Genomic DNA, 23110 nt, shown 5'->3' on the forward strand with positions numbered 1-23110 from the left:
TATCTCACCCGTGCCCTTGAGCGCGCCCGGGCGCCCGATTCATCGGTGCGAGCCACGGGGCATGTCGCCCTGCCGTGCGTAGAGACCCCCCATTCGGACTGGCTAAGGGATAATCGCGATCTTGCGCGGCGGCCGAGTTTTCGGGACGCGCCAATGGTGCCTGCGCAAAAATGGTAATCATTACTATTTGCGCGCGAGATTTCATTTTTTGATGTTTTGAACACACAGAGACGAAGGGATGCCTGATTTCACGATGGTGGACGACTCGATTCCGGTCATTACGGTGGATGGCCCAACGGCATCCGGCAAAGGGACGGTGGCACACCGTGTGGCCGATGCATTGGGCTTTCACTATCTCGACAGTGGGGCGCTGTACCGGCTGACGGCGCTGGCGAGCGCCCGGCACGGGATCGATCCGGACGACGTCGGGGCGCTGACGGTGCTCGCAGAGACGCTCGATGTGCGGTTCAAGGAGCAGCGCATCTGGCTGGCCGGGGAGGACGTCACCGACGCGATACGCGCCGAGGCGATCGGCAACCGGGCATCGAGCATCGCCGTGCACAAGGCGGTCCGTCACGCGCTCGTGTCGCTTCAGCGGGCCTTCAAGACCGCGCCAGGCCTCGTTGCGGACGGTCGCGACATGGGCACGGTGATCTTCCCGGAGGCCGATCTGAAGGTGTTTTTGACGGCCACACCGCAGGCGCGCGCCGAGAGGCGTTATAAGCAATTGATAGAAAAAGGATTTTCTGCTAACATAGACAGTCTGATGCTGGATCTTGAGGCGCGCGATGCGCGGGATCGTACCCGTGCCGAAGCGCCCCTACGGCCAGCAGAGGGTGCGCGGGTACTCGACACGTCGGGGCTGAACGTCGATCAGGCGGTGGCCCAGGTGCTCGAATGGTTCGCGCAGGTGCAGTATCCGCAAGGCGCCTGACAGGGTGTTTCATGCAGTCACCCGTCGTGGCTTTGTCAACCTTTAACCCAACCGTTGTGCGTGATCGTCAACCCCCCCTTCGGGTGACGGACGTCAGCGGCGTAATCCACATTTATGTCCGACCTGCAAACCTCGACTAACGAATCATTCGCGGCACTCTTCGAAGAGTCGCTCTCCCGTCAAGACATGCGTGCTGGTGAAGTCATCAGCGCAGAAGTCGTTCGGGTTGACCACAACTTTGTGGTCGTCAACGCCGGGCTCAAGTCCGAAGCGTACATCCCTATCGAAGAATTCCTGAATGATCAGGGCGAGGTCGAAGTTCAGGCCGGCGATTTTGTTTCCGTGGCGATCGACGCCCTGGAAAACGGCTACGGCGACACCGTGCTGTCGCGCGACAAGGCCAAGCGTCTGGCCTCGTGGCTGCAACTGGAAAAGGCCCTCGAATCGGGCGAGCTCGTGACCGGCACGATTACCGGCAAGGTCAAGGGCGGCCTGACCGTCATGGTCAACGGCATCCGCGCATTCCTGCCGGGCTCGCTGGTGGACACGCGTCCGGTCAAGGACACGACCCCGTACGAAGGCAAGACCCTCGAATTCCGTGTGATCAAGCTCGATCGCAAGCGCAACAACGTTGTGCTCTCGCGTCGTGCCGTGATCGAAGCCACCCAGGGTGAAGAGCGCGCCAAGCTGCTCGAGACGCTCAAGGAAGGCGCGATCGTCAAGGGCGTGGTCAAGAACATCACCGACTACGGCGCATTCGTCGACCTCGGCGGTATCGACGGCCTGCTGCACATCACCGACATCGCCTGGCGTCGTGTGCGTCACCCGAGCGAAGTGCTGTCGGTTGGCCAGGAAGTCACCGCCAAGATCCTCAAGTTCGATCAAGAGAAGGGCCGTGTCTCGCTGGGCGTCAAGCAACTCGGCGACGATCCGTGGGAAGGCATTGCTCGCCGCTACCCGCAAGGCACCCGCCTGTTCGGCAAGGTCACCAACATTACCGACTACGGCGCATTCGTCGAAGTGGAATCGGGCATCGAAGGCCTGGTTCACGTGTCGGAAATGGACTGGACCAACAAGAACGTTGCACCGACCAAGGTTGTCCAGCTGGGCGACGAAGTCGAAGTCATGGTGCTCGAGATCGACGAAGACCGTCGTCGTATCAGCCTGGGCATGAAGCAGTGCAAGGCGAACCCGTGGGACGACTTCTCGCGCAACTTCAAGAAGGGCGACAAGATCAAGGGCGGCATCAAGTCGATCACCGACTTCGGCGTGTTCATTGGTCTGCCGGGCGGCATCGATGGCCTGGTTCACCTGTCGGACCTGTCGTGGAGCGAAACCGGCGAAGACGCCGTGCGCAAGTACAAGAAGGGCGACGAAGTCGAAGCCGTGGTTCTGGGCATCGACGTCGAGAAGGAACGCATCTCGTTGGGCATCAAGCAGCTCGAAGGCGATCCGTTCAACTCGTTCGTGGCCATTCACGACAAGGGCTCGATCGTTGACGGTACCATCAAGGCGGTCGACCCGAAGGGTGCCGTCGTGTCGCTGGGTGAAGACGTCGAAGGTTACCTGCGCGCTTCGGAAATTTCGCACGACCGTGTGGAAGATGCCCGCAACGTGCTCAAGGAAGGTGAAGCCGTCAATGCAATGATCGTCAACATCGATCGCAAGTCGCGCAACATCAACCTGTCGATCAAGGCGAAGGATTCGGCTGAACAGCAAGAAGCGATCAGCAAGATGTCGTCGGATAGCTCGGCAGCGAGCGGCACCACGAATCTGGGTGCCCTGCTCAAAGCCAAGCTGGACAGCCAGAATCAGTAAGGTCCAAGGCCTATGACCAAGTCTGAATTGGTCAACCAGTTGGCGGCGCGGTTTCCCCAGTTGGTGCTCAAGGATGCCGATTTCGCGGTGAAGACCATTCTCGATGCGATGGCAGACGCGCTTGCGCGCGGTCATCGAATCGAGATCCGCGGTTTCGGTAGCTTCGGGCTCAACCGTCGGCCACCGCGTGTCGGCCGCAATCCGAAGTCGGGTGAGAAAGTGATGGTGCCGGAGAAATTCGTGCCGCACTTCAAGCCCGGCAAGGAGTTGCGAGAGCGGGTTGATCACAAGGCGTCGGACCAATAAGGCCCTTTGGGATCTACTACGCGAGAAAAGCGCCTTCGGGCGCTTTTTTTGCATTTGGCGGCAAGACGTGCGGGCCACTGACGCCAACGTGAAGCTTGCTGCAGTAACGGCGCCTGACGGAGCACATCCGGTACAATACGGCCACGTGCCGGCCCGGGTGCGTCGGCGGCATCGACGCCGTGGCCCGTGGCCGCTCAAGTCGCAAAACATACGGCAACCCTGCCGCAGGAGCCTTTCGGCATGAAGCTGATTGTTTGGATCGTTCGTCTCATCGTGTTTGTGGTGTTGCTGTGTCTCGCGCTCGCCAACACGGGCGAAGTCACGTTGAACCTTTTCCTGGGGCATACGTGGACGGCACCGCTCATCATGATCGGCCTGGCGTTTTTCGTGGTCGGTGGCGTCATCGGCGTGCTCGCGACATTGCCGAGCCTGATGCGTCAGCGCCTGGAGCTACGCCGCACGCGGCGCGATCTGGCCCGTGCACAACGCGACCCCGAGGCGGGGGATCAACCGCCGATGCTACCGCCGGTCTAATTCGGGCGACACGGCGCGCGACGCTCGCCCTCTTCATCGACTGTTTCAACGACAACACGCATTCATGGAATTCGAGGTCTGGTGGCTATTGGCCATCCCCGTGATTTTTGGCTGCGGCTGGGTGGCTGCACGCCTGGATCTGCGCAGCTTGCTCTCCGAGAGCCGTAATCTGCCGGCGTCCTACTTTCGCGGTCTGAACTTCCTGCTCAACGAGCAGCCCGACAAGGCGATCGATGCCTTCATCGAAGTCGCCAAGCTTGATCCCGAGACCACCGAGCTGCACTTCGCGCTGGGTAGTCTGTTCCGTCGTCGCGGCGAGACGGAGCGCGCCATTCGTGTGCACCAGAACCTGCTCTCGCGCCATGACCTGCCGTCAGCCGATCATGAGCACGCGCTCTACGAACTCGGCCACGATTTTCTCAAGGCGGGGTTGCTAGACCGTGCCGAAGAGGCGTTCGGCCGACTGCACACTGGGGCTTATGCCAAGGCAGCGCAACATGCAAAGCTCACGATCTATCAGATCGAGAAGGAATGGCATAAGGCGCTGACCGAGGCCGAGGCGCTGAGTGACCTCGACCCTGCCGTGTCGTACCGCAAGGAGATCGCGCAGTTCCACTGCGAGCTGGCGCAGGAAGCGCTGCAACGCAAGGACGCCGACGCCGTTACGCAAGCGCTGGACGCTGCGCTCGCGGTCAATCCCGCCAACGTGCGTGCGCCGCTGCTGCGCGGCGACATGCTGCTCGCTGCGGGCGACGCCGAAGGCGCGTTGCGCGTGCTTCGCACCATCGAGCAGCAGAATCCGGTGTACCTCGGCCTGGCGGCCAAGCGCCTGATGCGGGCGTATGAGGCATTGGGCCGGGCGAAAGAAGGGCTCGCCGTGCTGAGCGATGGGCTGCGCAAGAATCCGTCGGACGATCTGCTGGAGATCGTCTACGAGCAGTCGATTGCCCTCGAAGGCCCGGAAGCGGCGCTCAAGCTCATGCGCGAACAGATGCACCGCGCGCCGAGCGCGCCCGGCATGGTGCGCCTGCTCGAAGCCCATGCCGCCACGGCGCACGGCGACACGCAGTCGGACCTGCAACTCATGGGCAAGCTCATCACGCAGCGTACCAAGTCGTTGCCCCGGTATGTCTGCGACCAGTGCGGCTTCCGAGCGCGATTGTTTTATTGGCAATGCCCCGGCTGTAACGGCTGGGAGACCTATACGCCGCGACGTGTCGACGTGCCGGCGGCCTCCTAATTTTTCTCAACTCGCAAATTATGAAGATCACTATCATCGGCTCCGGATACGTCGGCCTCGTCACTGGGGCGTGCCTGGCGGACGTCGGCAACGACGTGTTCTGCCTCGACGTCGATCCGCGCAAGATCGAAATCCTGAACAACGGCGGCGTGCCGATTCACGAACCCGGCCTGCAGGAAGTCATCGCGCGCAATCGCGCCGCTGGCCGCCTTCAATTTTCGACCGATGTCGAAGCCTCGGTCGCCCATGGCGACGTTCAGTTCATCGCGGTGGGCACGCCCCCGGACGAAGATGGCTCGGCCGACCTTCAATATGTCGTGGCCGCGGCGCGCAACATCGGCCGCTACGCCAAGAGCTTCAAGGTCATCGTCGATAAATCGACCGTGCCGGTCGGTACGGCCGACAAGGTGCGTGCTGCGGTGGCTGACGAACTCGGCAAGCGTGGCGAAAACGTGTCGTTCTCCGTCGTTTCGAACCCCGAATTCCTGAAGGAAGGGGCGGCCGTTGACGATTTCATGCGCCCGGATCGTATCGTGATCGGTGTGGACGGCGACACCGACGGCCAACAGGCGCGCGCGATGATGAAGCGCCTGTATTCACCGTTCAACCGCAACCACGAGCGCACCCTGTACATGGACGTGCGCTCGGCGGAATTTACCAAGTACGCGGCAAACGCCATGCTCGCCACGCGCATCTCGTTTATGAACGAGATGGCCAATCTGGCCGATCGCGTCGGCGTGGATATCGAAGACGTGCGCAAGGGCATTGGTTCGGACCCGCGTATCGGCTACCACTTCCTGTACTCCGGCTGCGGCTACGGTGGCTCGTGCTTCCCGAAGGACGTCCAGGCGCTCGTGCGCACCGCCGAGGACTATGGCCTGCCGTTGCGCATTCTCAACGCAGTGGAAGCCGTCAATGAAACGCAAAAGGCCGTGCTGATCGACAAGATTGTCAACCGCCTCGGCGACGATCTGTCGAACAAGACGTTCGCCTTGTGGGGGCTGGCGTTCAAGCCGAATACCGACGACATGCGCGAAGCCCCGAGCCGCCGCGTCATCGCCGAGCTGGTGCGTCGTGGCGCCCGGGTGCGCGCTTACGATCCGGTGGCGCTCGACGAAGCGCGCCGCGTGGTCGCGCTCGACTTTGCAGACGATGCCGAGGCGCACGCCCGCATCGAATTCTGTGCGACGCAGAACGACACGCTGACGGGCGCCGACGCGCTCGTCATCGTCACGGAATGGAAGGCGTTCCGCAGCCCGGACTTCGCGCGGGTGAAGGCGGCGCTTTCGCTGCCGCTGATTTTCGACGGCCGGAATCTGTACGAACCGGACGCCATGAAGGAGCTGGGCATCGAGTACCACGGCATCGGCCGTGGGTTGCACGAGTCGGCCTGAGTCACGAGGAGCGTCAGATGACTTTGACGGCAACTTCGCTCACGCGCACGGTGCAGGCACCCGGCGTGCCCACCGTGCCTCGCGCGGCGTTCGGTCGCGCGCGCGTGCTGATCGTCGGCGACGTGATGCTCGATCGCTACTGGTTCGGCGACGTCAATCGCATTTCCCCGGAAGCGCCGGTGCCGGTGGTGCACGTCAAGCGCAACGAAGAACGGCTGGGCGGTGCGGCGAACGTGGCGCTCAACGCCGCGTCGCTGGGGGCGCAGGCCGGGCTGCTTTGCGTGCTGGGGGAAGACGAACCGGGCGAGCGCGTCGTCGACCTGCTCGACGAGAGCGGTGTGACGGCCTTTGTGACCCGCGACGCCGATCTGGCGACGACGATCAAGCTGCGCATCGTGTCGCGTCAGCAGCAATTGCTGCGCATCGATTTCGAGAACCAGCCGGCCCGGGAAGTGCTGCTGGCGGTGCTTGATCAGTATCGTCAACTGCTCGACAGCTACGACGTCGTGCTGCTCTCGGATTACGCCAAGGGCGGCCTGACGCATGTGCAGCCGATGATCGAAGCGGCGCGCGCCGCAGGCAAAATGGTACTCGTGGACCCGAAGGGCAGTGATTACGAGCGATATCGCGGCGCCAGCATCCTGACGCCGAACCGCTCTGAATTGCAGCAAGTCGTGGGCGAATGGCGCTCGGAAGACGACCTGACAGCCCGCGCGCAGACGCTGCGTGAGTCGCTTGATCTCGAGGCGCTGTTGCTCACGCGTTCGGAAGAAGGCATGACGCTCTTCACCGCGAGCGGCGCGCTGCACGTGCCGGCGCAGGCACGCGAAGTGTATGATGTTTCAGGCGCGGGCGACACTGTGATCGCAACGCTCGCCGCATCGCTTTCTGCGGGTCTGCCGCTCGCGCAGGCCGTTGTGCTCGCCAATCGCGCGGGCAGTATTGTCGTCGGCAAGCTGGGTACGGCGACTGTGGACTACACCGAACTCTTTTCCGAACTGACATGACCATCATCGTGACCGGTGCCGCGGGATTCATTGGCGCCAACCTCGTCAAAGCCCTCAACGAGCGCGGCGAAACCAACATCGTGGCAGTCGACAACCTCACGCGCGCCGACAAGTTCCGCAACCTGGTCGACTGTGAGATCAGCGATTACCTCGACAAGACCGACTTCGTCGCGCGCTTCCAGCGTCGTGAATTCGGCCGTGTGCGCGCGATTTTCCACGAAGGCGCCTGCTCCGACACCATGGAGACCGACGGCCGCTACATGATGGAGAACAACTTCCGTTATACGCGTGCGTTGTTCGAAGCGTGCCAGGCGCAGACCGTGCCGTTCCTCTACGCCTCGTCTGCGGCGACGTACGGTGCGTCGGAAACGTTTGTGGAAGCACGGGAATTCGAGAAACCGCTCAACGTCTACGGTTACTCGAAGTTTCTGTTCGACCAGATCGTGCGTCGGGCGATGCGCGAGGCCGGCGGCAAGCTTCCGAGTCAGGTGGCCGGTTTTCGCTACTTCAACGTCTATGGCGCGCGTGAGGCGCACAAGGGGCGTATGGCCTCGGTCGCGTTCCACAACTTCAACGAATTCCGCGCCAATGGTCGGGTGAAGCTCTTCGGTGAATACAACGGCTACGCTGCCGGTACGCAAAGCCGCGACTTTGTGTCGGTGGAAGACGTGGTGAAGGTGAACCTGCACTTTTTCGACCATCCTGAGCGAAGCGGCATCTTCAACCTCGGCACGGGCCGTGCCCAGCCGTTCAACGATATCGCCGTTGCCGTGATCAACACGCTTCGCGCCGAAGCGGGGGAGTCGGCGCTGTCGCTCGACGAACTGGTCAAGCAGGGACTCGTGGAGTACATCCCGTTCCCCGACGCGCTGCGCGGCAAGTACCAATGCTTTACGCAGGCGAACATTGATCATCTTCGTCAATCGGGTGGTTATCAGCAGCCTTTCTACACGGTGGGTGAGGGCGTCTCGCGGTACGTGCGCTGGTTGCTCGCGCAGTAAATGGCGAGTCACAGCGCAAGACGGACGGGGAGCCCACTGGCTCCCCGTTTTGTTTGATGTTGTGGGCGTGCGATGTCATCCGTAGCCGTTCCTGGACGTTAAGCCATAATCGGGGTGTCGAGGATGTCCACGATATCCGCGATATCGGCCCGAGTGACTTCATAAGGAACAGATCATGCTTCGCAAGTTCTTGCTGGCGGTTGTTGCCTTTTTCACCCTGTGCGGCCTGGCCATGGCTGCCGTCGACATCAATACCGCCGACCAGGCGCAGCTCGAATCGCTCAAGGGCATTGGGCCGGTCAAATCCAAAGCCATCGTCGACGAGCGTAACGCCCACGGCCCTTACAAGGATGCGGCGGACGTTGCCAAACGCGTCAAGGGGCTGGGCGCCAAGTCCGTGACCACGCTTCAGTCCGAAGGCATGACGATCAACGGGCAGGGTGGGGCCGCGGCGCCTGCGGCACCGGCCAAACCGATGCCGCCTGCCGCGCAAACGCCTGTGGCACCTGCGACGACCGCCAAGCCCATGACGCCGGCGGCGCCTGTCCCATCGACGACGACTCAAAAGACGCCTGTGCCGACGCCTGCCGCCGGTTCGACGATGAAGCCTGCGGCGCCAGGTGCGGCGACTATGTCGGCCAAGCGCTCGACGCCGGCTCCGGTGGCGGCATCGGCCGCAGGCGCATCGGACGCGAAGGCGACCCGGTCGAAGAAGTCGAAGGATGCCAAGGCGGCCAAGGCGGGCGCGGCCCCTGCCGCGGCATCGGCGCCGGCGGCCGCGCCCGCCGCAGCCCCGGCAAAGCCCTCCAAATCCAAGAAGGCCAAGGCTCCGTCGGCGGCTAGCGCACCGAAGCTCTGACGCCCCGACGGGCGGCCGGGCATCGCCATTGCGATGTCCGGCCGAAATCCCTCCCCTGAGCGCGGACATGGCCGGTGGATTAGAATGTTCCGATTCCCGACCGAAACAGCTTAGCGCAATGGCCTACAAGACTATCGAAGACACCATCGGCAATACGCCGCTGGTACAACTGATGCGTTTGCCCGACGACGAAATCCGTCGCCGCAACAACGTGATTCTCGGCAAGCTCGAGGGCAACAACCCGGCGGGGTCGGTGAAAGACCGTCCGGCGCTGTCGATGATCAAGCACGCCGAATTGCGCGGCCGCATCAAGCCCGGCGATACGCTGATTGAAGCCACGTCCGGCAATACCGGCATTGCGCTGGCGATGGCTGCGGCCGTTCGCGGCTACAAGATGGTCCTCGTCATGCCGGAAGATCTCTCCATCGAGCGCCGTCAGAGCATGGGTGCGTATGGCGCTGAGATCATCCTGACACCAGTCAAGGGGGGCATGGAATACGCCCGCGATCTCGCCGAGCAGATGCAGCGCGACGGACGCGGCATCATCCTCGACCAGTTCGCCAACCCGGACAACCCGCTCGCGCACTACGAGAGCACCGGTCCGGAGATCTGGCGCGATACCGAAGGGCGCGTCACCCACTTTGTCTCCGCAATGGGTACGACGGGCACGATCATGGGCGTATCGCAGTATCTGAAAGAGCAGAGCGACGCGGTGCAGATCATCGGCGCCGAACCCGCCGAAGGCTCGCGCATCCCGGGCATTCGAAAGTGGCCGGAAGCCTACCTGCCGAAGATCTTCGATCGGGCACGTGTGGATCGCACCATCCCCGTGACGCAGGCGGAAGCGGAAATCATGGCGCGCCGTCTTGCGGCGGAAGAGGGAATTTTCTGCGGCATCTCAGCTGCGGGCGCCTGCCAGATTGCATTGAATCTGGCGCATGAAGTCGAGAATGCCACGATCGTGTTCGTGGTGTGCGATCGCGGCGATCGTTATTTGTCGACCGGGGTGTTCCCGGCGTAATGCGCCGCGGTGCCGGTCACGCGCACGTGACGGGATGCCTCGCATCATGAACAACGGGACCCAGTGGGTCCCGTTTTGCATGGCGAGTGCGGCTCGGCATCCTGTCTTACGGAGCGCGCGCTGCCTTGATCGCGTCGGCAAGATCGTACACCGACATCGCGTAGAAGAAGCTACGGTTGTAACGCGTGAGCACGTAGAAGTTCGTCAGACCCATGCGGTATTCGGTGGCTTGTCCCGGCGTAGGCAGATCGACGATGAGCACCGGCGTGTCGAGCGATGCCCCGACATCGAGCCGCGGCTCGTTCATCAGCATGCCTGCCTTGATGAAGTCGCCGAGCTTCCAATGCGGCTCAGGTTGCCCGTCTGCCCCGGCTTCGGCCAACCCCTGACTGCCGCGATCCCCGGCGATATTCCAGACGACCGGTTGTTTCGCCTGCCAGCCGTGCTGCTTGAGAAAATTGGCGACGCTGCCGATGGCGTCGGCCACATCGTTCGTGAGGTTGATCTTGCCGTCGCCGGTGTAATCGACGGCGTAGTTGCGGATCGATGACGGCATGAACTGCGGAATGCCGATGGCGCCCGCGTACGAACCGTAGATGCCGAACGGATCGACCCCGCGCTCGCGCGCGTAGAGCAACAGGTTTTCCAGCTCGTTGCGAAACAGCGCCATGCGCTCCGACCGGTTGCGGGCGGGCGGATAGTCGAACGCCAGCGTGGTGAGCGCATCGATGGTGCGGAAGTTGCCCATGTTGCGCCCGTAAATGGTCTCGACGCCGATGATCGCGACGATGATCTCCTCGGGCACCCCATATTGTTTCGCCGCGCGCGCGAGTGCCGCCGCATTCTGGTTCCAGAAACGCACGCCGCCGTTGATGCGCGTGTTATCGAGAAAATTCCGCTCGTACCGTGTCCAGTTCTTCTGGCCGGGCGTGGCGGGCGGTGCCGCCAGACGCGCCGCCGTCTGCGAGAACACCACGCGCGAGAAGACATTTTGCAGCTCGGCGCGATCGAATCCGTCGCGCGCCACGAGGTCGTTGATGAACGCGTCGACCTCGGGGTTCGCCGCATAGCGTTGCGGTACGACCTCTTCCTCGAATTCCGCCTTTGCGATCGGCTTGGCGCGTGTTTGCGCGTGCACGCCGGCAGACGTCAACGCGAACGTGCCGACGCAAAGCGCCACGCGGAACGCCTGCGCGAGCCGCAACAGTGGCGAGAGGGAGGGGGTGTCGGCACGTTTGCGCAGGGCAGCCGCGCGAGGGCGGTCAGTGTCCGGTCGATGGGGCGGGCGCGTGTGCGCCGGCGAGAGCGAATCGTACATCCGTACCGGTGATGTCATGCTGTCTGTCAGGCCTGTATGAAGTCCGAAGGCAACGCAGCCACCTTGGCCGCCGTCGCGTTAGTCGCGTTGACGCGTTCGTCAGGGCGTGCGTCAGTGATCCGAGACGCGCCGATAACGAGAGCATCAACCATTCATGCCGGTTCCCGCCGTCCCGAAATTCAGGTGAACGGCCCTTGCCGGCTGACACGGGTCTGCTGGGAGACTGCTTGGCAGTATAACCGAGTGCAGCTGTGATACCTTAAGGCCTGAGCACTGTCCGTGACAGGACTCATGGGGGATGCCGGCCATCGGCAAGCGAGCGCCAGTGTAGTGCGGCATCGCATGCCACGCGCTCCGCCCGGCCGCTACCGGACGCGAGGCGCACGGCACGGCGGGCGTCCCCCACCCGTCCCACCATAACGATTCGAAGCGATAGGCGACACACCGAATGGCTACCGGGTTTTATACGCACCCCGATTGCATCCGTCACGAAATGGGCGAGTGGCATCCGGAATGTCCCGAACGGCTGCGTGCCATCGAGGACCAATTGATCGCAGGACGCATCGACGGCCTGCTCGAGCGCCGTGAAGCCCCAGCCGCCGACGAGGCCAGCCTGCGGCTCGTGCACACGCAGGATCACATCGACTTCATTCGCGACAACATCCCCGAGTCCGGCTATTTCCCGATCGATCCCGACACGTTGCTCAACCCGTACTCGTGGCGTGCGGCCACGCGTGCGGCCGGTGCGGCGATTGCGGCGACCGATGCCGTGCTGCGCGGCGAGCTCGACAACGCGTTTTGCAGCGTTCGCCCGCCGGGCCATCACGCCACGCCTACGCGCGCCATGGGTTTTTGTCTGTTCAATAACGTGGCGATCGCTGCGGCGCACGCGCTCGAAGTGCACGGACTCTCGCGGGTGGCGATCGTCGACTTCGACGTGCATCACGGCAACGGAACGGAAGCCGCGTTCGGCAACGATGAACGCGTGCTGATGTGCGGCATTTTTCAGCACCCTTTCTACCCGTTTTCGGGCGCGGTCGATCCGGCACCGAACATGCTCAACATTCCGATCGCCGCGCGTACCTCGGGCATGCAGGTCCGTGAGGCGATCGACTACGGCTGGCTGGGTCAACTCGACGCGTTCCGTCCGGAGATGATCTTCTTCTCGGCGGGCTTCGACGCGCACCGCGAAGATGACCTCGGCAATCTCGGTCTGACCGAGGCGGACTTCGCGTGGATCACCGAACGCGTGAAAGCGGTGGCGGATCGTCATGCGAAGGGGCGCATTGTGAGCTGCCTGGAGGGCGGCTACAACCTTTCGGCGCTCGGACGCAGTGTCGTGGCGCACCTGAAAGTGCTCGCCGACGTTTGATAATTCGCGCTTGACGACTGTGCGATGCCGCGCGAAACGACGCGGTACGGGAGAGAGACCATGACCGCATCCGAAGCGACGACAGCGACGCCTGAGCCGCTTGTTCTCGTCACACGAGGTGAAGGCGAGCTGGCCGGTGTGGTCACGCTGACGCTGAATCGCCCGCGTCAATTCAACGCCCTCTCGATAGCGATGCTCGACGCGCTGCAACGTGCGCTCGACGACACGCAGCGCGATGCCAGCGCGCGCGTGGTTGTGCTGGCGGCCGCCGGTCCGGCGTTCTGTGCCGGACACGATCTCAAGGAAATGCGCGCCGAACCGTCGCTCGACAGCTACCGCGCGCTGTTCAATCAATGCACGCGTGTGATGCTGACGATGCAGCGCATGCCGCAGCCGGTCATTGCCCGCGTGCATGGCATTGCAACGGCGGCGGGATGTCAACTGGTTGCGATGTGCGATCTGGCGGTGGCGACGTCGGCGGCGCGCTTCGCTGTCTCCGGCATCAACGTCGGCCTTTTCTGCGCGACGCCGGGTGTGGCCCTCTCGCGCAATCTCTCGCGCAAGCAGGCGATGGAGATGCTGCTCACGGGCGATTTCATCGACGCGCAGACGGCCCGCGAGCGCGGTCTCGTCAATCGTGTGGTGGCAATGGAGCGGCTTGACGCGGAAGTGGCGGCGCTATGCCGTTCGATCCTGGCGAAGCCCGCCGCGGCGGTGGCAGCGGGCAAGGGGTTGTTCTACCGGCAGGTCGAGACCGGCATCGAGGCCGCTTATCAGATGGCGGGGCAGACGATGGCCTGCAACATGATGGACGACTGTGCGCTGGAAGGGGTGCAAGCGTTCATCGAGAAGCGCGCCCCCGACTGGGCGAAGCGGCCCGACTGACGAGGACGGCGCCCCGAAGCGCCCGATGCGTTTTGGGCGCCGAACGTGCTTATCGAATCGTTTTGCGGTTCTCGCGCCTTACCACTGCTTTTCCAGCACGAGCGGCCCGGGCATCGCCGTACGGCTTACGGCGTATCCCTTGTCGGTGAACCAGGCGCGCAGCGCCTTGATCATGTCCGGATTACCGCAAACCATGATGCGCGACGTGGCCGGGTCGAGCGTCGCCCCCATCGCCTTCTCCAGCTCGCCTGACGCCAGCAGCGACGTCACACGTCCGTTCAGCGCGCCTGGCGTTTGCTCGCGCGTCACGCACGCGGCGTAATGCAGTTTATCGACCAGCGACGGATCGACGTCGGGGTGCGAGAAATGCTTCAGCTCGTCGTAATAAGCGAGGTCGTGCGCCCATCGCACACTGTGCACGACGAAGAGGCGTTTGAAGCGGTGCCATACCGCGGGGTCGCGCAGGATCGACACAAAGGGTGCCAGGCCAGTACCGGTGGCGAGCAGCCAGAGGTCTTCGCCGCCGGTGAATCGGTCGAGCGTCAGGAAGCCATAGGCGATGTGATCGACGAAGAGCGTGTCGCCGACCTTGAGTTGCGCCAGACGGGGCGTAAGTTTCCCCTCGGGAATCGTAATCAGGTAGAACTCCAATGTATCTTCATTGGGCGAGTTCACCAATGAATAGGGGCGCCAGATCATCTCGCCGCTTTCGCTGTCGTCGTCGGGAAGTCCGAGCCGCACGAACTGTCCCGCTGTAAATTGCAGGCCGGGCGGTCGCGTGGTCTTGATACTGAAGATCGTCGGCGTCCAGAAATGCATGCCGGTGACCGTTTGCGGCGAGTATTTCGTCTGCGCTTGCATGCCGGAGGCTCCTCGCAGTTCCACACGTCTTCAGTGTAGCGCGCAGCAGGGCAGCACGTGACGAGACCCTGCTCGCGTGCGGGGTTCCGGGCGTGCGTCGAGTGCCTGGCCGACGCCATTGCTCAGACGCTATCGTGTGCCCCGACGGTCGGTTGCGTCGGCTGCGCCGCTGGCGTGTCGGGCAGGTGTTGCATCAGCCACTGTGTCAGTTCGTCGATGACCTTTTCGCGATCGAGATCGTTGAGCGTTTCGTGAAAGTGCCCGGGATAGAGGCGCAGTGTCTTGTCCTGCGAGCCCGCGTTGCCGTGGAATTGCTCGCTTGCCCATGGGGCGGTGAGCCGGTCGGCGGTGCCGTGGAAGACGTACAGCGGCAGACGTAGCGCGTCGGCGTTGGCGTGAATGCGCGCCATCGCGTCGAGCAGCTCGGCGGCGGTGCGCGCCGGCGTGCCGCGATAGGCGTTGAGTGGATCTTGCTTCGCGGCGGCCACCACGGCCTTGTCGCGCGCGATCATGGCAGGATCGATCTTGAAGACGGGCACCTTGGGCAGCCAGCGCGACACCCAGCGCCCGGCTTTCACCATCCATGGGGCGACGGGCTCACCGGGCGCGAGCGCCGGGCTGCTCAGCATCAGCGCGCGCACGTTCGCCGGTGCCCGGGTGATGGTGTACAAGGCCGCAATGGCGCCCCCCATGCTGTGGCCGAGCAGGAACAACGGTGCCGGACCGAACTGGGTGCGCACGTGCGTGAGGAAGATTTCAGTGTCGTCGAGGTACTCGTCGAAATGCTTCACAAAGACGCGCGCGCCGTCCGAGCGGCCGTGCCCGCGAAGGTCGTAAGTGACGGTGGCGAGGCCTTGCGCGGCGAAGTGCTCCGCCAGGCGTGCGTAACGCCCGCCGTGCTCGCCCATCCCGTGGATGATGGCCACCACCGCGCGCAAGCGCGCCCCCCCGGTATCGGGCGTCCAGCAATGGACGTGCAGTGAAAGGCCGTCGCTCGCGTGCAGGCGCGATTCGGAATACGTAGTCATGTCTCCTCCTGACGCGTTGGCCGAGTGGCCGTCACGCGTGCGATGGCACAGCGATTATCGGGTGCGCCATTCGATCATAGGCGCCTGAGCGACGGGGTGATTTCTCTAGAGGAAATGCACCACACGGGGACTGGCTGCCCGTCGAGATTTCCATAAAAATAGCACGATCGTTCGGGGTAGATCGGTTGCGTGACAGCGCGTACCGGTCGCGTTATGGCGTCGCTGACTTGCGGATTGTGCATTTGCGGCAATTCAGACGGGCATCACGAATTAACGCCACAAAATGCATTGAATCGACAACAAATGCGTCATTCGCTGTGTGGTTATAATGACAGCGGATTGACGTTAACGTAACTTTGGAGCGAGTTCATGAAGATCCTGGTACCGGTCAAACGGGTAGTGGATTACAACGTAAAAGTTCGCGTGAAGAGCGACGGCAGTGGCGTCGACATCGCGAACGTGAAGATGTCGATGAATCCGTTCGACGAAATCGCGGTGGAGGAGGCGGTGCGCCTGAAGGAAGCGGGCGTGGCGACCGAAGTGATCGCGGTGTCGGCGGGCGTGGCGCAAGCTCAGGAGACGCTGCGCACGGCGTTGGCGATCGGCGCGGACCGCGCGATCCTGATCGAGTCGGACGACGAGCTGCAACCGTTGGCGGTGGCCAAGCTGCTCAAGGCTGTCGTGGACAAGGAACAGCCGCAACTGGTGATCCTGGGCAAGCAGGCCATCGACGACGACTCCAATCAAACCGGGCAGATGCTCGCGGCGCTGGCGAAGCTGCCGCAGGCGACGTTCGCCTCGAAGGTGACGGTGGCGGACAACCGTGCGCAAGTCACGCGCGAAGTGGATGGCGGTCTGGAGACGGTGTCGCTGTCGCTGCCGGCGGTGATCACGACGGACCTGCGCCTGAACGAGCCGCGTTACGTGACGCTGCCCAACATCATGAAGGCGAAGAAGAAGCCGCTGGAGACGGTCAAGCCGGCGGATCTGGGGGTGGACGTGAGCCCGCGCCTGAAGACGCTCAAGGTGGTGGAGCCGCCCAAGCGCAGCGCGGGGGTGAAGGTGGCGGACGTGGCAGCGCTCGTCGAGAAGCTGAAGCTTGAGGCCAAGGTCATCTAAGGGGAGACGACGAGATGAGCATTCTTGTAATTGCCGAACACGACAATCAATCGATCAAGGCTGCGACCCTGAACACGGTGGCCGCCGCGCTGCAATGCGGCGACGACGTGCACGTGCTGGTCGCGGGCAACAACGCGAAGGCGGCGGCTGACGCGGCCGCGCAGATCGCCGGTGTGAAGAAGGTGCTGCTGGCCGACGCGCCGTACTTCGGTGACGGCCTGGCCGAGAACATCGCCGACGAGGTGGTGTCGATCGCAGGGGCGTATTCGCACATCCTGGCGCCGGCCACGGCGTATGGCAAGAACATCGCACCGCGCGTGGCGGCACTGCTGGACGTTGCGCAGATTTCGGACATCACGAAGGTCGACAGTGCCGACACGTTCGAGCGTCCGATCTACGCGGGCAACGCGATTGCGACGGTGCAAAGCGCGGACAAGGTGAAGGTGATCACGGTGCGCTCGACGGGGTTCGATCCGGTCGCGGCAAGCGGTGGCAGTGCTGCGGTGGAAACCGTGGCGGCGACGCCGGACGCGGGCGTGTCGCAGTTCGTGGGTCGTGAGGTGACGAAGCTGGACCGTCCGGAACTCACGAGCGCGAAGATCATCGTCTCGGGCGGCCGGGGTCTGGGCAGCGGGGAGAACTACACGAAAGTGCTCGAGCCGCTGGCGGACAAGCTGGGCGCGGCACTGGGCGCCTCGCGCGCGGCGGTCGATGCCGGTTACGTGCCCAACGACTATCAGGTCGGTCAGACGGGCAAGATCGTGGCACCGCAGTTGTATGTGGCGGTGGGCATTTCGGGGGCGATCCAGCACTTGGCGGGGATGAAGGATTCGAAGGTGATCGTGGCGATCAACAAGGATCCGGAAGCGCCGATCTTCTCGGTGGCGGATTACGGTCTGGTGGGTGATCTGTTCACGGTGGTGCCGGAGCTGACGGGCGCGCTGTAAGCGAGTTCGGAGGTGAGGCTGCGGGCTCGTCTCCCGCAGCCGATCCGCATGAGGAGGCTGGCCTGCGATGGTGTGGCGTCTTCATGCGAATCGGTCGAACAAAAACATAAAAACATCCCAAGCATCTCGGAATTCGTTGGAGGAACGACATGAGTTATCAGGCCCCGATCAAGGACATGCAGTTCGTGATGAACGAACTGGCGGATCTGACGAGCATCTCGGCGCTGCCGGGCTATGAGGACGCCTCGCCCGAACTCGCGCAGGCGGTGCTCGAGGAGGCGGCGCGCTTCAATCAGGAAGTGCTGGCCCCGCTGAACGTCATTGGCGACCAGCAGCCGAGCACGTGGAAGGATGGCGCCGTCACAACCACGCCGGGCTTCAAGGAGGCGTTTCGTCAGTTCTCCGAGGCGGGCTGGCAGGGGGTCGTGCATCCGCAGGCGTTTGGCGGGCAGGGGCTGCCGAAGCTGGTGGCCACGCCGTGCACGGAAATGCTCAATGCCGCGAACCTGTCGTTCGCGCTGTGTCCGTTGCTGACCGACGGCGCTGTCGAGGCGTTGCTCACCGCGGGCACTGATGCACAACGCGCGCTCTACGTCCCGAAACTGCTTTCGGGCGAGTGGACCGGCACGATGAACCTGACCGAGCCGCAAGCGGGTTCCGATCTCGCGATGGTGCGCACGCGCGCCGAACGCGAGGCCGACGGGACGTATCGCATCTTCGGCACGAAGATTTTCATTACGTTCGGCGAACACGACATGGCCGAGAACATCGTGCATCTCGTGCTCGCACGCACCCCCGATGCGCCCGCCGGCGTGAAGGGCATTTCACTGTTCATCGTCCCGAAGTTCAACGTCGACGCCGAGGGCAATCTCGGGGCGCGCAACGATGTGCATTGTGTGTCGATCGAGCACAAACTCGGCATCAAGGCGAGCCCGACGGCGGTGCTGCAGTTCGGCGACAACGGCGGGGCAACGGGCTACCTGGTCGGCGAGGAGAATCGCGGCCTCGAATACATGTTCATTATGATGAACGCCGCGCGCTTCGCGGTCGGCATGCAAGGTGTGGCTATCGCCGAGCGTGCGTATCAGCATGCCGTGGCGTACGCCCGCGATCGTTTGCAAAGCCGTCCGGTCGATGGCTCGTCGCGTGACGCCGTAGCCATCATTCATCACCCGGACGTCAAGCGCATGCTAATGACGATGCGTGCGCTGACCGAAGGCGCGCGTGCGCTCGCTTACGTGGCGGCAGCACACGCCGATATCGGTCACCACGCAGCAGACGCGGCCGAACGCAAACGTGCACAGGCCGTCTATGAATTTCTCGTGCCGATCGTCAAGGGCTGGAGCACCGAGATGTCGCTGGAGGTGACGAGCCTCGGCGTGCAGGTGCACGGCGGCATGGGCTTTATCGAGGAAACGGGCGCGGCGCAGTACTACCGCGACGCGCGCATCCTGCCGATCTACGAAGGCACGACGGCGATTCAGGCGAACGATCTGATCGGCCGCAAGACGCTGCGCGACGGCGGTGCCGTGGCCCGCGCCCTGTGCGAGCAGATCAGGGTGACGGAAAACGAACTGCGTGCGCTGGGCGGCGTGGGGCCGGGCGTGGCAGACCGTCTGGCGAAGGGGCGCGAAGCGCTCTCGATCGCCGTCGACTATGTGCTCGCGAACACGCAGGACAATGCGAATGCAGTGTTTGCAGGCAGCGTGCCGTACCTGACGCTTGCCGGTATCGTGCTGGGGGGATGGCAGATGGGCCGCGCGTTGCTGGCCGCACAGACGTTGCGCGATCAGGACCCGTCGTTCTACGATGCCAAGATCGGTACCGCGCGCTTCTTCGCGGATCACTTTCTCACGCGAGCGCCGGGTCTTGCCCTGGCGATTACCGAGGGCGCGGCGTCGACCCTGTCGTTGAGCGAAGCACAGTTCTGATCGGCCTGTCACGCTGGCGTGACGCGATCGATGGGAAGGCGGCCTACGGGCCGCCTTTTTTTTGTGCGAGTGCAGCGGATGGACGCGACACAACGGACACAACGGACACAACGGACGAAAAAAAACGGCACTGCATGCGCAGTGCCGTGTATTGGGTCCCCGCCTCAGCCGCTAAGCCGGCATCCTGAACCGTGAGGTTCAAGGTGGTCGCGGTTAGTAACGCTTCGGGTTCATCAGACAGAGTGACGATCACACCAGCACTACAAACTTCCGCAACCTGCAACAGATCATTGGTTCAAGGAATCTATGACTTTCGCGAACCAGGCAGGGAAAACTAACTTTTTGAATCGAACGGCAGCCAGTGAATTTTCAGCTTTGATACTGATCGATCACAGCACTCAGTCGTTCGTTCATGCGATTCATTCTACTCTGAATTTCTTCCGCGGGGAATGCTTGTCCAGCAGCAATACTTTTTTCCAGCGCAAGCAATTCGGATGCCAGACTCAAGGCTGCCATGACGGCAATCCGGTCGGTGCCGCGCACGTTGCTTTGCGCACGCACCTTGCTCATCTCGGCATCGACGCGCGACACCGCAGACAGCAAGTCGGCCTCGTGTTCCGGCGGGCAGGCGAGCCGGTACGACTGTTCCAGAATATTGACTTCGAGCTGCTTGATCGTCATGCGTTTTCTCCACCGGGGGTGCCGAGCAGATCCATTTGACCTTCAGCGGGGTTCTGCGTCGGGAGCTTTTCCAGAATGGCATTCAGGCGAACCTGCGCTTCGTCGATCTTGGCAGCAAGCTGATCGCGCTGCAGACGCAGGGCGTCGCGCTCGACGCGCAACTGCTCGATGGCGGTGCGTGTGTCGTCGCATTCAGCACGCGCGCGATCGAGTTCGGCGAGCAGCGCTTGGTTGTGTTGATGAAAACGTTGGCTGATCACAACCAACTGTTCAATTTTGTCGGTGAGATTGTCGAGATCGGTGAGCATCGGGCTGCGTCCTCTTAATTGCCCTACATTCTAACGGAATCGGCGGCCAATGCCCGACGAACGAGCATTGACGCTCATTCGAATGGCCCCTACACTTGCGGCACTTCGGTGCTCGCGCACGCCCTCCCGGCATGCGCAGTTAAACGGGAAACAGGGAGCCGCGCCCCCACACGGGCTGGTCAACCTGTGCTGCCCCCGCAACGGTAAGTCATTCTTTCGGCCCGAAAGGTTTCCGAAAACGCGCTTCACCTTCATCGCCACTGTGAGCTATCCGCTCGCGGGAAGGCCGGTCAGGCGCCACAATGACCAGCCCGGATACCGGCCGGAGTGAGTGGGGAAACGCCATGCCATCCGGCGCAGCCGGTGGCGGGCAGTCGTCGTTTTCATGTGTCGGTGCTTCGCATCCGTGACGTGTCACCGGCGCTCCCCTTGCGCCAGCGGCCTGCGGGGGAACGGGCCTAGGCAATAAAAAAACTACGGAAGTCACACCCGATCATGCGCACCCACGTTCGCGCGATGGCGCTGCACGCGCCTGTCTTGCCACGTCCTACCTGCACTACCCGCATTACGTCTTCACCGGCCACGTCGGTTGCCGCCCCGCACCGTCTTGCCATCGCGGCGGCCCTGTTGGCCGCCAGCATCGGCGCCCATGCCCAGTCGGCCCAGTCCGCCGATGCCGCATCGACGGCGTCGTCCGTGCCGGCAGTGCTCGCCGCCAATCCGCCCGACAACCCCGCGACCGACAGCCCCACCGCCGTGCAACTCAAGGCGACCGTGGTGACAGCCTCGCGCACCGAGCAGACGCTCACAGACACGCTGGCGGCCACCTCGGTCATCACGCGCGAAGACATTGAACGCAGCCAGACGCAGGATTTGCCGACGCTGCTGCGCGGACAGGCTGGCGTGGAAATCGTGCAGAACGGCGGTTTCGGCACGTCGGCCAGCGTCTTCATGCGCGGCGCGGCATCGAACGCTGCGCTCGTGCTCATCGACGGGGTGCCCGTCAACGCAGCCACGACCGGTACGACCAACATCGCTCAGATCCCGGTGTCGCAGATCGACCACATCGAGATCGTGCGCGGCAACGTCTCGGCCCTGTATGGTTCGCAGGCCGTCGGTGGCGTGATCCAGATCTTCACGCGCAAGGGCAACGGCGGCCCGCCCCGCGCCTATGCCGAAGTGGGCTACGGCACGAACAACACCACGCAGGCCAACGCCGGCATTGCCGGCGCGTTCGACGACGGCAAGACCCGCTTCTCCCTGGACGTCTCGCGGTTTCACACCAACGGCATCTCGGCGCAGGACCCGCGCTTCGCGCCGAAGGTCAACCCCAACCGCAACGGCGACGACAACACGAGCGTGAGCGCATCGCTGTCGCGCAAGGTCGGCGACACGTGGGAGGTCGGTGCGCGTCTGTTTCAGAGCGACGGCAGCAGCAGCTACGACAATGCCTACGGCAAGCCCAGCGACCTGAACGACAGCGACGCCCGCGTTCGCCAGATCTCTGGTTATGCGAAGGGCAACCTCACGGACAAGTGGAAGACCCGGATTACCGTCACGCAGGGCGACGACTACAGCTATAACTATCTGAACGGCAGCGGTAACGGCAACTTCCATACGTCGAGCAACCAGATCGACTGGGCCAACGAATATGCGTTCATGCCGGATCAGAAGCTGATCGCCGGCTACACGCGTCTGGAGCAAACGGTCGAGAGCAGTACGAACTACGACCGCAACAACCGCCATCTCGATTCGGGCTACGTCGGATATGAGGGACGATTCGGCAAGCATCAGATTCAGGCCAACGTGCGACGCGACGTGTATTCCGATTTCGGCGGCGCGAACAGCTACTGGGCCGGCTACGGCTACTCGCTCACGCCGCAGTGGAAGGTCATGGCCAATGCGTCGGACGGCTTTCGCGCACCGACCTTCAACGAGCTGTTCTATCCGGGGTTCGGCAATCCGAACCTGCAACCGGAACGCTCTATTTCGAAGGAACTCGCCGTGCAGTTCAACGGCGGCGAGCGCCTCGGCCTGGTCAAGTTGACGGGGTTCCGGACCGACTACACCAACCTGATCCAGTCGCTCACGGTGTTTCCGTACACGGCTGCGAACGTCGCAAACGCGCGCGTCGAGGGCCTGGAGTTGACCTACGCGGGCCGTCCGTTCCTCGGCATGGACGTGCGCGCGTCGTTCACGCGGCAGAACCCAACCGATCTGGATGCCGACAGGCAACTGGCGCGTCGCGCCCGGCAGTTCGGGTCGGTCGGTCTGTCGAAGACGTTCGGCAAATTCACCGTCGGCGGCGATGTCTTCTACAGCGGCGAGCGTTACGATACGGGCGGTCAGCATCTCGGTGCCTACACGCTCGTGAACCTTCAGACACGCTACGATATCGACAAATCCTGGTACGTCTCGGCGCACCTCGACAACGTCTTCAACAAGAACTACCAGACGGTCTATGGCTACAACACCCTCGGACGCGCGATTTACGTCTCGCTCGGCTGGAAGCAGTTCTAACGACGTCCCGGCAGGGCGAGACGTCG

At 63.1% G+C, this 23110-nt stretch carries 21 protein-coding genes, 1 other RNA gene and 1 riboswitch; of the genes, 16 read left to right on the forward strand and 6 right to left on the reverse strand.

The features are described from left to right. The first annotated feature begins 238 nt into the window (after window positions 1-238). The 10 genes from cmk to cysM all read left to right on the forward strand — a co-directional run bounded on the left by cmk (window position 239) and on the right by cysM (window position 10114). On the forward strand, window positions 239-934 hold the full coding sequence (gene cmk / locus OYT13_RS05625; protein ID WP_017232089.1) for a (d)CMP kinase: 696 nt from the start codon (window positions 239-241) through the stop codon (window positions 932-934). A 114-nt stretch (window positions 935-1048) separates the two neighbouring features. Further along, window positions 1049-2752: a 30S ribosomal protein S1 gene (gene rpsA / locus OYT13_RS05630; RefSeq protein ID WP_017232088.1), complete on the forward strand. Its 1704-nt coding sequence runs from the start codon at window positions 1049-1051 to the stop codon at window positions 2750-2752. Between the two features lie 12 nt (window positions 2753-2764). Further along, on the forward strand, window positions 2765-3058 hold the full coding sequence (locus OYT13_RS05635; protein ID WP_017232087.1) for an integration host factor subunit beta: 294 nt from the start codon (window positions 2765-2767) through the stop codon (window positions 3056-3058). 240 nt (window positions 3059-3298) lie between these two features. Beyond that, window positions 3299-3592, forward strand: coding sequence for a LapA family protein (locus tag OYT13_RS05640; RefSeq protein ID WP_017232086.1), 294 nt, complete (start codon window positions 3299-3301; stop codon window positions 3590-3592). Between the two features lie 64 nt (window positions 3593-3656). Beyond that, a complete protein-coding gene (gene lapB, locus OYT13_RS05645) occupies window positions 3657-4832 on the forward strand; it encodes a lipopolysaccharide assembly protein LapB (RefSeq protein WP_017232085.1) in 1176 nt (391 codons plus the stop codon). A 20-nt stretch (window positions 4833-4852) separates the two neighbouring features. Next, a complete protein-coding gene (locus tag OYT13_RS05650) occupies window positions 4853-6226 on the forward strand; it encodes a UDP-glucose dehydrogenase family protein (RefSeq protein WP_261939036.1) in 1374 nt (457 codons plus the stop codon). 17 nt (window positions 6227-6243) lie between these two features. Then, complete coding sequence (rfaE1, locus tag OYT13_RS05655) at window positions 6244-7233, forward strand: D-glycero-beta-D-manno-heptose-7-phosphate kinase (RefSeq protein WP_017232083.1); 990 nt, start codon at window positions 6244-6246, stop codon at window positions 7231-7233. Further along, window positions 7230-8234 (forward strand): ADP-glyceromanno-heptose 6-epimerase, encoded by a 1005-nt coding sequence (gene rfaD, locus OYT13_RS05660; RefSeq protein ID WP_261939035.1) that lies wholly within the window; start codon window positions 7230-7232, stop codon window positions 8232-8234. The genes rfaE1 and rfaD overlap by 4 nt, the downstream gene beginning before the upstream one ends. Before the next feature lie 175 nt (window positions 8235-8409). Further along, entirely contained in the window at window positions 8410-9093 is a 684-nt protein-coding gene (locus OYT13_RS05665) for a ComEA family DNA-binding protein (protein ID WP_261939034.1), read from the forward strand. A gap of 118 nt (window positions 9094-9211) precedes the next feature. After that, window positions 9212-10114 (forward strand): cysteine synthase CysM, encoded by a 903-nt coding sequence (cysM, locus tag OYT13_RS05670; protein WP_017232004.1) that lies wholly within the window; start codon window positions 9212-9214, stop codon window positions 10112-10114. A gap of 106 nt (window positions 10115-10220) precedes the next feature. Here the strand turns inward: cysM and mltB are convergent, their stop codons facing one another. Beyond that, on the reverse strand, window positions 10221-11450 hold the full coding sequence (gene mltB / locus OYT13_RS05675) for a lytic murein transglycosylase B (RefSeq protein ID WP_268567393.1): 1230 nt from the start codon (window positions 11448-11450) through the stop codon (window positions 10221-10223). Window positions 11451-11880: 430 nt separating this feature from the next. Here mltB and OYT13_RS05680 point away from each other — a divergent pair, with 430 nt between their 5' ends. Beyond that, entirely contained in the window at window positions 11881-12804 is a 924-nt protein-coding gene (locus OYT13_RS05680) for a histone deacetylase family protein (RefSeq protein WP_017232007.1), read from the forward strand. Window positions 12805-12864: 60 nt separating this feature from the next. Continuing rightward, entirely contained in the window at window positions 12865-13689 is an 825-nt protein-coding gene (locus tag OYT13_RS05685) for an enoyl-CoA hydratase (protein WP_017232008.1), read from the forward strand. A 78-nt stretch (window positions 13690-13767) separates the two neighbouring features. Here OYT13_RS05685 and OYT13_RS05690 read toward each other — a convergent pair whose 3' ends face one another. Together OYT13_RS05690 and OYT13_RS05695 are read right to left on the reverse strand one after the other, a co-directional pair. Continuing rightward, a complete protein-coding gene (locus tag OYT13_RS05690) occupies window positions 13768-14550 on the reverse strand; it encodes a ferredoxin--NADP reductase (RefSeq protein ID WP_017232009.1) in 783 nt (260 codons plus the stop codon). 122 nt (window positions 14551-14672) lie between these two features. Beyond that, a complete protein-coding gene (locus OYT13_RS05695) occupies window positions 14673-15578 on the reverse strand; it encodes an alpha/beta hydrolase (RefSeq protein WP_268567394.1) in 906 nt (301 codons plus the stop codon). Window positions 15579-15947: 369 nt separating this feature from the next. Here OYT13_RS05695 and OYT13_RS05700 point away from each other — a divergent pair, with 369 nt between their 5' ends. The 3 genes from OYT13_RS05700 to OYT13_RS05710 all read left to right on the forward strand — a co-directional run bounded on the left by OYT13_RS05700 (window position 15948) and on the right by OYT13_RS05710 (window position 19575). After that, window positions 15948-16697, forward strand: coding sequence for an electron transfer flavoprotein subunit beta/FixA family protein (locus OYT13_RS05700; protein WP_261939031.1), 750 nt, complete (start codon window positions 15948-15950; stop codon window positions 16695-16697). A 14-nt stretch (window positions 16698-16711) separates the two neighbouring features. After that, window positions 16712-17644: an electron transfer flavoprotein subunit alpha/FixB family protein gene (locus tag OYT13_RS05705; RefSeq protein WP_130025209.1), complete on the forward strand. Its 933-nt coding sequence runs from the start codon at window positions 16712-16714 to the stop codon at window positions 17642-17644. Window positions 17645-17793: 149 nt separating this feature from the next. Then, window positions 17794-19575 carry an acyl-CoA dehydrogenase gene (locus OYT13_RS05710; protein WP_268567395.1) on the forward strand — a complete coding sequence of 594 codons (1782 nt, stop codon included), beginning with the start codon at window positions 17794-17796 and terminating at the stop codon, window positions 19573-19575. Window positions 19576-19727: 152 nt separating this feature from the next. Here the strand turns inward: OYT13_RS05710 and ssrS are convergent. From ssrS to OYT13_RS05725, 3 genes are all read right to left on the reverse strand, one after another. Then, a non-coding RNA gene (gene ssrS, locus OYT13_RS05715) (6S RNA) lies at window positions 19728-19909 on the reverse strand. 35 nt (window positions 19910-19944) lie between these two features. Further along, window positions 19945-20256 (reverse strand): cell division protein ZapA, encoded by a 312-nt coding sequence (locus OYT13_RS05720; protein ID WP_017235030.1) that lies wholly within the window; start codon window positions 20254-20256, stop codon window positions 19945-19947. Beyond that, a complete protein-coding gene (locus OYT13_RS05725) occupies window positions 20253-20564 on the reverse strand; it encodes a hypothetical protein (RefSeq protein WP_017235031.1) in 312 nt (103 codons plus the stop codon). The genes OYT13_RS05720 and OYT13_RS05725 overlap by 4 nt, the downstream gene beginning before the upstream one ends. Before the next feature lie 89 nt (window positions 20565-20653). Beyond that, a riboswitch (cobalamin riboswitch) is annotated at window positions 20654-20905 on the forward strand. 154 nt (window positions 20906-21059) lie between these two features. On the opposite strand from OYT13_RS05725, the gene OYT13_RS05730 reads away from it, so the two are divergent. Next, window positions 21060-23084 carry a TonB-dependent receptor plug domain-containing protein gene (locus OYT13_RS05730; RefSeq protein ID WP_268567396.1) on the forward strand — a complete coding sequence of 675 codons (2025 nt, stop codon included), beginning with the start codon at window positions 21060-21062 and terminating at the stop codon, window positions 23082-23084. Window positions 23085-23110 lie beyond the last annotated feature (26 nt).

It is taken from the genome of Pandoraea sp. XJJ-1 (assembly GCF_026802345.1).
GTDB lineage: Bacteria > Pseudomonadota > Gammaproteobacteria > Burkholderiales > Burkholderiaceae > Pandoraea > Pandoraea cepalis.